This window comes from Mycobacterium sp. NGS67, from assembly GCF_059812185.1.
This window is the reverse complement of record NZ_JCALCF010000044.1, coordinates 18589-27274: the sequence shown is the minus strand read 5'-3', so window position 1 is coordinate 27274 and position 8686 is coordinate 18589. Positions and strand designations below refer to the sequence as shown.

Genomic DNA, 8686 nt, shown 5'->3' with positions numbered 1-8686 from the left:
ACTAGGCCCGCGAAACCGTCACCGGCAGCCCGCCCTTGACCATCACCGAAAAGGTGAACTGCGGCTCGGGCTGCCAACCGTCCGGCACGCTGAGCCGATAGCGCTGGAACAGGATGGTCAGGAAGAACTGCGCCGCCATGTAGGCCATCGTGGTGCCCAGGCAGAAGTGCTGTCCCGAGCTGAACGGCATGAACGCCAGCCGTGGCCGCGCCCGCACCTGGTCGGGGTCGGTGAACCGGGTGGGGTCGAACCGATCCGGGTCCGGCCACCATCTCGGGTCGCGGTGCACCACCGACATCGAGGCACCGACCAGCGTGTACTTGGGCAGCCGATAGCCGCCCAGCTCGTTGTCGGTCATGCAGAACCGCGGGAAGAACGGGTGTCCCTGCATCCGCTGGCCCTCGTCGAAGCAGGCCCTGGTCCAGCCCAGCCGGGACACGTCGTCGAAGGTGGGCAGCGCCCCGCCCAGCACATCGATCTCCTCATACAGCCCGGCCAGCTGGTCGGGGTTCGTCAGCAGCAACGCCACCGTCCAGCTCAGTGCCGCGCCGGTGGGGTCATACGCGCCACCGAGCAGTCCGACGATCTCGGCGGCCAGGTCGGGCCGGGAGATGGGTGAGCCGTCCTCGTAGCGGGCTTCCAGCAGCGTGTCCAGGAAGTCCGGGGTCTCCAGCGGGTTTTTCTTGCGGTCCTTGATCAGGCGTCCGACCAGGCGATAGATCCGGGCCAGCGCCGGCAGCAGGCTGGATCGTCCTTTGTGCGGCAGCAGATTGGGGAACGGCACCATCAGCGTGGTCATCCCGAGCAGGCCGGTGATGGCCCGCATGTCGGCGTCGAGACGGCGCAGTTCCCGTTCCCCGATCGAGGCCGAGAACAACGTCTTCAGATACACCTTCAACGTCAACAGCGATATCTCGTACTGCAGGTCCACCGGCGCTCCGGTGCCCGCGAAGGATCCCCAGCGGGCGAGCCGTTCGTCGAACTCGCTCGAGAAGATGTCGGCCATAGTGGTCAGGTGCCGACGGGTGAACATCGGCATCAGCATCTTGCGGCGTTCCCGCAGCTTGGGCCCTTCCAGCATGATGCTGTTCGCGCCGATCACCTTCAGCAACGGACCGAGCAGGTCGTAGCGGCTGTAGCGGCCCTCGGAGTCGTCCATGAACTCGCACAACAGGTCCGGGTGGGTCACCGCGACCATGTCCAGCAACGGCATCGGGATGCGGAACATGTCGCCGTAGCCTGCCGCACCGCGACTGATCAGCTCGAAGGGATCCTTGCGCAGCTCGAAGAAGGAGCCGAACACCGGCAAGCCCTTGGGACCGGGCGGCAACGGCGCCGGACGGCCGGAACCGCGCGCGGCGCTGAGCAGCGTAGGCACCGACAGCCGGGTGGGCCACAGCGGGTCCTCGCGCGTCCGCGGTGCGACGACGGGGGCTATCACGGGCGGGAGGCCGGTTGGCTCGTCGCTTTCCTGCTCGTAGGGCCGGTACAGCGGCTCTTCCGCAGCGGTCAACGTGTCACAACCTTTCGTTAGGCACGCCTAAGTTACCGCGGCGGCCAGGTCGGCGGCGAACCGCGTTGCCTGCCGCGCGGTGATGCTCGCCGAGGTGATCCGGATGCCGCACCGGGGACGGTAGGGATCGACGGCGAAGATGTCCCCGGGCTGCACCGCCCAACCGGCCCGCGTCAGCCGTGCGACCGTCGCGTCAACCGTCTCCGGGTCGGCAAGGTCCACCCACAGATTCAGCCCGTCGGGCGAACCCAGCGGCGAAATACCCTCGGCCGCAAGCGCTTCCGCGAGCACGTGACCGCGTTTGGCGTAGGTTCGCCGGGCCCGGCCCAGCCGTGCGACCGTCGCGGCATCGGTGAGCATGTGCGCTGCCGCCGCCTGCAGCAGATGACTCACCCAGGTCTTGCCCGCCCGCAATCTGGCGCCGATCAGCTGAGCGGTCTGCGGGTTGGCGGCCACCATCGCGACCCGGATGTCCGGGCCCAGAAACTTGGCGACGGAACGCACCAGCGCCCAGTTGTACGTCGAGGGCGGGGTCACCCGGCAGTACGGCGCCGACGACACCAGCGAGAAGTAGTCGTCCTCGATGACCAGCACTTCCGGATAGTCCGCCAGCACCGCCCGCAGCGCGGCGGCACGCCGCTCGTCGATGCTCACGCCGGTCGGGTTGTGCGCTCGAGGGGTGATGATCACCGCCCGGGCACCGCGATTGGCGATCGCGTTGCGGAGTCCGGCCACCGTCATGCCGTACTCGTCAACCGGGACGGGCACCCGCTGATAGCCGTTGAGCCGGACGGTGCCGATGCTGACCAGAAAGCACGGGTCTTCGACGGCGACCGCGTCCCCGCGGGTCAGGCAGATGCTGAGCACGCGCTCCACGGCGTCGACGGCGCCGTGGGTCACGACGATGTCGGCCGCGCCGACGCTTTCGACGTCGGGCGCGAACATTCGCTCGGCCACCGCCATCATCCGGGGTTCGACCGCCGGCGCCCCGTACAGCGTGGGCCGGTACTGCGAGCGGCGCAGTGCCGCAAGCAGATCGGGCAACAGCCTGGGATCCGGGTTTCCGCTGGCCAGATCGACCAGGCCGGACGAGGGCAGCTGCTCGGCGTCCAGGTCGGGCATCTCGGCGATCGCGGTCCCGCGGCGCCCCTCGGCAACCGCCACACCGGCCGACACCAGTTGCCGATACGCCGCGGCGACGGTGTTGCGGTTGACCTGAAGTTCGGTGGCCAACGCGCGGATCGGCGGCAGCACCGCGCCCGGCGCGAGATCCCCGCGCGACACGAGATCACGGACGCTGTCCGCGATCGCGCTGGCGGTCGACCCGGAAATCGGCGGCACGGGAGTCAATGTACCGGCGCAGACGCGCCCAACTGTGTATTTTTGTCCTATGACAAACAATGCTAGGTTTAACCTCACAGTGAGAGGAAAGCTTTAGATGGTGGATCAACTCGTGCGCCCCGACGACGGCATCGGGAAACGGATTCTTGCGTTCATCGGTCGCCAGGAATGGCTCGACCGGCCCAGCTACCGGCTCGAGAACGTGCTCAGCTTCGTCTTCAATGCGCTTGGCGGAGCACGTAATCGGATTACGAACCTGCTCAACGGGGTCTGGCTGGGGCACCCGGCGCATCCGCCGCTGGCGTCGCTGGCCAGCGGTGCGATCGGAACCACCGTGGCCCTCGACGTGTTGCACGCGTTGCCGCATCGACCCCCGTTCGAGCGACGCGACTCGGCACGCTTCGCCCAGAACGCACTCGGCATCGGCATCCTGGCCAACCTCGCCTCGGCCGTCACCGGCGTCACCGACTGGCAACACACCCACGAGGAAGACCGCCGCGTCGGGCTGGTGCACGGTGTGCTGAACCTGGTCGCGACCTCGCTCTACATCACGTCGTGGCGCGAGCGGCGCCGCGGGCGTCAGCTGCGCGGCACGGTGATCAGCGCCGTCGGTTACGGCATTGCGACCGGCAGTGGTTTCCTCGGCGGATCGCTGGTGTTCGGATCCGGCATCGGGATCGACCAGTCCGGCCCGCGGCTGCAGCTACCGGATTGGACGCCGGTGCTGGCCGAGACGGAGTTGCCGCAAGGACAACTGCAGCGCGTCGAGGTGGACGGGGTCGGGGTGGTCCTGTGCCGGAGCGAGGAGGACGAGGTGTCCGCGGTCGGCGAGTTCTGCCCGCACCTGGCCGCACCGATGGCCGACGGCTGGCTTGACCGCGGCCGCATCGTATGCCCTTGGCACGGTTCGCAATTCGACGCCCAGTCCGGGCAGGTGGTCCGCGGTCCGGCGGCCGCACCGCTGCCGTGCTACCAGGCGCGGTTGCACGAGGGCAAGATCGAGGTCCGCGGATGAACGCCTACGACGTGCTCAAAGACCACCACAATTTGCTGCGCAAGCTGGGCGGCCGACTGCGTGAGGCACCGGCCGGTACCCCCGAACGCGAGAAATGCATCGACGACCTGCTGCTCGAGTTCGACATCCACATGCGCATCGAGGACGACCTGTACTACCCGGCGATGGCGGCCGCCACCAAGCTGATCGCGATCGCGCACGCCGAGCACCGGCAGATCTACGACCAGCTGGCCGTGGCCTTGCGCACCTCGCCGAAATCCCCGGACTACGAAGCCGAGTGGAATTCCTTCCTGACGGTCCTCGAGGCGCACGCCGACGAGGAGGAGCGTGACCTGGTGCCGCCGCCGGCCCCGGTGGATCTGAGCGCGGAGGAACTCGACCGGCTGGGCCGGGAGATGGCCGAACGGATGGACAAGTTGCGCAACTCGAGGCTGCAGCGACTGCACGTGAAAGGGCGGGCCGCACTGTTGCGGGCGTTCTGAGCGCGCGGATAACGTTTACCGGATGGAGTCGCACGGTATAGGAGGACCATGACGCCATCCAGCGAAGTCTCGACCGCCGACAAGCGCCATCACGTCGTCATCATCGGAAGCGGTTTCGGCGGTCTGAACGCGGCCAGGAAACTCAAGCGCGCCGACGTCGACATCACCCTGATCTCCAAGACCACCACCCACCTGTTCCAGCCGCTGCTCTATCAGGTGGCGACGGGCATCCTGTCCGAAGGCGACATCGCCCCCACCACCCGGCTGATCCTGCGACGGCAGAAGAACGTGCGGGTGTTGCTGGGCGAGGTCAACGACATCGACCTGAAGGCCCGGAGGGTCACGTCGAAGTTGATGGACATGGAGACCGTCACCGAATACGACAGTCTGATCGTCGCGTCCGGATCCCAGCAGTCCTACTTCGGCAACGACGAATTCGCCACGTTCGCGCCCGGCATGAAGACCATCGACGACGCGCTGGAGTTGCGCGGTCGCATCCTCGGTGCGTTCGAGGCCGCCGAGGTGAGCACCGATCACGAGGAGCGGGAACGGCGGCTGACCTTCGTGGTGGTCGGTGCCGGACCGACCGGCGTCGAGGTGGCCGGACAGATCGTCGAACTCGCCGAGCGCACCCTGGCCGGGGCGTTCCGGACCATCACACCCAGCGAGTGCCGGGTGGTGCTGGTCGACGCCGCGCCCCTGGTCCTGCCGCCGATGGGTGAGAAGTTGGGCGGTAAAGCGCAGCGACGGCTGGAGAAAATGGACGTCGAGGTCCAGCTGAACGCCATGGTGACCGCCGTGGACTACAAGGGCATCACGATCAAGGAGAAGGAGACCGGCGAGCGCCGCATCGAATGCGCGGTCAAGGTGTGGGCCGCCGGCGTGCAGGCCAGCAAGCTGGGTGAGCTGGTCGCCAAGCAGTCCGACGGCACCGAGACGGATAAGGCCGGGCGCGTGGTGGTGGAACCCGACCTCACCGTCAAGGGACACCCGAACGTCTTCGTCATCGGCGACCTGGCATCGGTGGAGGGCGTGCCCGGCATGGCGCAGGGCGCAATCCAGGGTGCGAAGTACGCCACCAAGGTGATCAAGAACATCGTCAAGAGCAAGGACGATCCGGCCACCCGCGAGCCGTTCAACTACTTCAACAAGGGCAGCATGGCGACGATCTCGCGGTACAGCGCCGTGGCACAGGTCGGCAAGCTGGAGTTCGGCGGGTTCATCGCCTGGCTGGCCTGGCTGGTTTTGCACGTTGCTTACCTGGTGGGCCACCGGAACCGGATCGCCGCGTTGTTCTCCTGGGTGATCTCCTTCGTCGGCCGCACCCGCGGACAGATGGCCATCACCAGCCAGATGATCTACGCCCGCGTGGTGACCAAGTGGATGGAAGAGAGCCAGGGACTGTCCGCCGCCGAGAGCCAGGGCGCGCTGGCGGCCGCCGAGCAGGCCGAGAAGGCCGAGCAGAAAGCGGGCTAGCCCCGCGCGAGCAGACACAAAAGCCCCTCATTTCGGTACGAAATGGGGGCTTTTGTGTCTGCTCGCGCTAACTCAGGGCCTGGTCGATATCGGCGATCAGATCGTCGGTGCCTTCCAGTCCGACCGAGATGCGCACCACACCATCGCCGAGCCCGATTGCGGCCCGTCCCTCCGGCCCCATCGCCCGGTGCGTCGTCGTAGCCGGGTGTGTGACAAGGGATTTGGTGTCGCCGAGGTTGTTGGAGATGTCGATCAGGCGCAGCTTGTCGAGCACCTCGAAGGCCCGTGGCTTGGCGGCCCCCTCGGGCGCGTTTAACTCGAACGTGACAACCGTTCCGCCGCCGGTCATCTGGCGCTTGGCCAGGTCGTGCTGCGGGTGCGACGGCAGGAACGGATAACGCACCCAGCTGATCGCCGGATGCCCCTCCAAAAACTCGGCGATGCGGTGCGCCGAGGAATTGCTGTACTCGACCCGAACAGCAAGCGTCTCAAGGCCTTTGAGCATGACCCAGGCGTTGAACGCGCTCATCGCCGGGCCGGTGTGGCGCATGAGTTTCTGCACCGGACCGTCGATGTACTCCTTGTCACCGAGGATGGCCCCGCCCAGCACCCGGCCCTGACCGTCGATGTGCTTGGTGCCCGAGTACACCACCACGTCGACCCCGAGCGGGAACCCCTGCTGCAACAGCGGCGTCGCAAAAACGTTGTCCAACACCACTTTTGCGCCCGCCGCGTGGGCCAGTTCGGTGACCGCGGCGATGTCGACCAGGGACTGCATCGGGTTGGACGGGGTCTCGAAGAACACCGCCTGCGTCGGGACCGACAAAGCCTGCTCCCACTGGGACAGGTCGTCACCGTCGACGAAGACGGTCTCGACTCCCCAGCGCGGCAGGATCTCGTTGCACACCACGAAACAGGAGCCGAACAGGCTGCGCGCGGCGACCAACCGGTCCCCCGCGCCGAGCAGCGCGCCCAGCGAGACGAACACCGCGGCCATGCCGCTGGCGGTGGCGAACGCGGCCGGGGCGCCCTCGATCAGTCGCAGCCGGTCCTGGAACATCGACACGGTCGGGTTGCCGTAGCGCGAGTAGACGTAGTGGTCGACCTCGCCGGTGAAGGACTGCTCGGCGACGGACGCCGAGGGGTACACGTAGCCCGAGGACAGGAACATGGCCTCGGCCGTCTCCTCGAACCCGGTTCGCGTCAGTCCGCCGCGCACCCCGATCGTGGCCGGGCCGACGCCCTCGGGCAACGCCGACACTAGCCCTGCTTCCAGGGCAATCCGAGCGCGCGCCAACCCGTTTGACCGCGGTGACCGCGCGAGTCGAGTTGGCCTTCGAAGCCGTCGAGCACGTTGTAGGACGGCGTGATGCCGGCCTCGGTGGCGACTTCGGCGGCGCCGATGGATCGATTGCCCGAACGGCACAGGAACACCACCGGGCGCTCGGCGTCACCGGCCGGGGCGATCTGGTTCCGCAATTCGGACAGGAAGTTGGCGTTGTGTTGTCCGTTGGACTTGTTCCACTCGATGAAGAGCACGTCACGGCCCACACTGGACAGGTCGGGAACGCCGACGAAACTCCATTCGGCGTCGGTGCGCACGTCCACCAGCACGGTCTGGGGGTTCTCCACGATCAGTTTCCAGGCCTCGAGTGGCGTGATATCTCCTGCGTAACTCACGCGCGAGAGTCTCGCACATTCAGCCGTTCCGCGACCTGCCGGGCGCGGTCGCGGGCAGCGGACAGCTCGGGCGCGGTGGCCAGGGCCAGCCCCCGGCTGGACGCCCGGTCCGGTGATGCCGATTCGAATATCCGCAGGTCGCTTTCCGGGACGCCGAGCGCGGCGGCGAGCACGTCTGCGTCGGGCTTTGCGGCGGTCTCCCGCGTGACCAGCCGGGCCGCTCCCGGAGACACCATCATGGTGTCCACCGCCACCCCCAGGATCGCCCGGGCCTGCAGCTCGAAAGCCGAAAGTCGCTGGCTGCGCACGGTTACCCAGGCGCTGTCCGGCGGGCCGGCGGTGACTTCTGCGAAGTACACCTCGTCCCCGTTGACCATCAGCTCGACGCCGAACACCCCGCGTCCACCCAGGGCTTTGACGATCCGCGCGGCGATCGACCTGGCCGCGTCCAGCGCGGCGGTGCTCATCTGCTGGGGCTGCCACGATTCCAGCTCGCCGTCGGGTTCGCTGCGGTGCCCGATCGGGCTGCAGAACTCGATGACCGGACCGGACGGGCCTTCGCTGCGCACCACGATCAGCGTGACCAGAAATTCGACGTCCACCACCGTTTCGGCCCAGACGCGGCCGTTGCCGTCTTCGGTGGCAGCTTCGTAGGCCGCAGCGATCTCCTCGGCCGACTCCACCACCGACCGTCCCCTGCCGCCCGGGCCGGCGGCGGGTTTGACCAGCAGCGGGAAGCCGGCATGCGCGCCCACCGCCTCCAGTTCGGCCAGTGACTCGACGAACCAGAACGGCGCGGTGGGCAGGCCGAGTTCGTCGGCGGCCAGCCGGCGCAAGCCTTCGGAGTCGGCGGTGAGTTGCACCGCGCGCGCCCCGGGCACCAACTCGGTGTCCGAAGATTCCCGGGCGGCCACGGCTGCCACGTCGGCGACATCGCCGAGCGCCACCACGAAGTCCGGCGTGCGCTGTGTCTCGACGTCGTCGGTGTACACCTCGGCACCCAGGCGCTGCAGCGCCACCGTCAGTTCCCGGGCGGACTCGTCGGAGCCCAGCAGCAGCACCCGCGGTCCGGCTGCCACCGGCGCCTCGATGGGCCACGCCGTGGTGACCCCCTCGCCCTGTTCCTCGGTCCCGCCGTCAGTCACCGCTCAAGGATAGGGCGGGGCCGCCGCAACACAG

8 protein-coding genes are annotated in these 8686 nt (G+C 67.8%); 3 read left to right on the top strand and 5 right to left on the bottom strand.

Annotation, left to right across the window (positions count from 1 at the left end; all coding sequences use genetic code 11):
* Position 1: 1 nt before the first annotated feature.
* A complete protein-coding gene (locus tag AC5Y4D_RS25595) occupies positions 2-1513 on the bottom strand; it encodes a cytochrome P450 (RefSeq protein ID WP_500038552.1) in 1512 nt (503 codons plus the stop codon).
* 27 nt (positions 1514-1540) lie between these two features.
* A complete protein-coding gene (locus AC5Y4D_RS25590) occupies positions 1541-2854 on the bottom strand; it encodes an aminotransferase class I/II-fold pyridoxal phosphate-dependent enzyme (RefSeq protein WP_500038551.1) in 1314 nt (437 codons plus the stop codon).
* 97 nt (positions 2855-2951) lie between these two features.
* On the opposite strand from AC5Y4D_RS25590, the gene AC5Y4D_RS25585 reads away from it, so the two are divergent.
* Genes AC5Y4D_RS25585 through AC5Y4D_RS25575 form a run of 3 tightly spaced genes read left to right on the top strand, consistent with a single transcriptional unit; the run spans position 2952 to position 5827 of the window.
* Complete coding sequence (locus AC5Y4D_RS25585) at positions 2952-3869, top strand: Rieske (2Fe-2S) protein (RefSeq protein WP_499944634.1); 918 nt, start codon at positions 2952-2954, stop codon at positions 3867-3869.
* Complete coding sequence (locus tag AC5Y4D_RS25580) at positions 3866-4351, top strand: hemerythrin domain-containing protein (RefSeq protein ID WP_499944633.1); 486 nt, start codon at positions 3866-3868, stop codon at positions 4349-4351. The genes AC5Y4D_RS25585 and AC5Y4D_RS25580 overlap by 4 nt, the downstream gene beginning before the upstream one ends.
* Positions 4352-4399: 48 nt before the next feature.
* Positions 4400-5827 carry an NAD(P)/FAD-dependent oxidoreductase gene (locus AC5Y4D_RS25575; RefSeq protein WP_499944632.1) on the top strand — a complete coding sequence of 476 codons (1428 nt, stop codon included), beginning with the start codon at positions 4400-4402 and terminating at the stop codon, positions 5825-5827.
* A gap of 67 nt (positions 5828-5894) precedes the next feature.
* Here the strand turns inward: AC5Y4D_RS25575 and AC5Y4D_RS25570 are convergent, their stop codons facing one another.
* Genes AC5Y4D_RS25570 through purT form a run of 3 tightly spaced genes read right to left on the bottom strand, consistent with a single transcriptional unit; the run spans position 5895 to position 8652 of the window.
* Positions 5895-7088 carry an O-succinylhomoserine sulfhydrylase gene (locus tag AC5Y4D_RS25570; RefSeq protein ID WP_500038550.1) on the bottom strand — a complete coding sequence of 398 codons (1194 nt, stop codon included), beginning with the start codon at positions 7086-7088 and terminating at the stop codon, positions 5895-5897.
* Positions 7088-7507, bottom strand: coding sequence for a rhodanese-like domain-containing protein (locus tag AC5Y4D_RS25565; protein WP_499944630.1), 420 nt, complete (start codon positions 7505-7507; stop codon positions 7088-7090). Before AC5Y4D_RS25565 ends, AC5Y4D_RS25570 begins: the two co-directional genes overlap by 1 nt.
* On the bottom strand, positions 7504-8652 hold the full coding sequence (gene purT / locus AC5Y4D_RS25560) for a formate-dependent phosphoribosylglycinamide formyltransferase (protein ID WP_499944629.1): 1149 nt from the start codon (positions 8650-8652) through the stop codon (positions 7504-7506). Before purT ends, AC5Y4D_RS25565 begins: the two co-directional genes overlap by 4 nt.
* Positions 8653-8686: the final 34 nt, after the last annotated feature.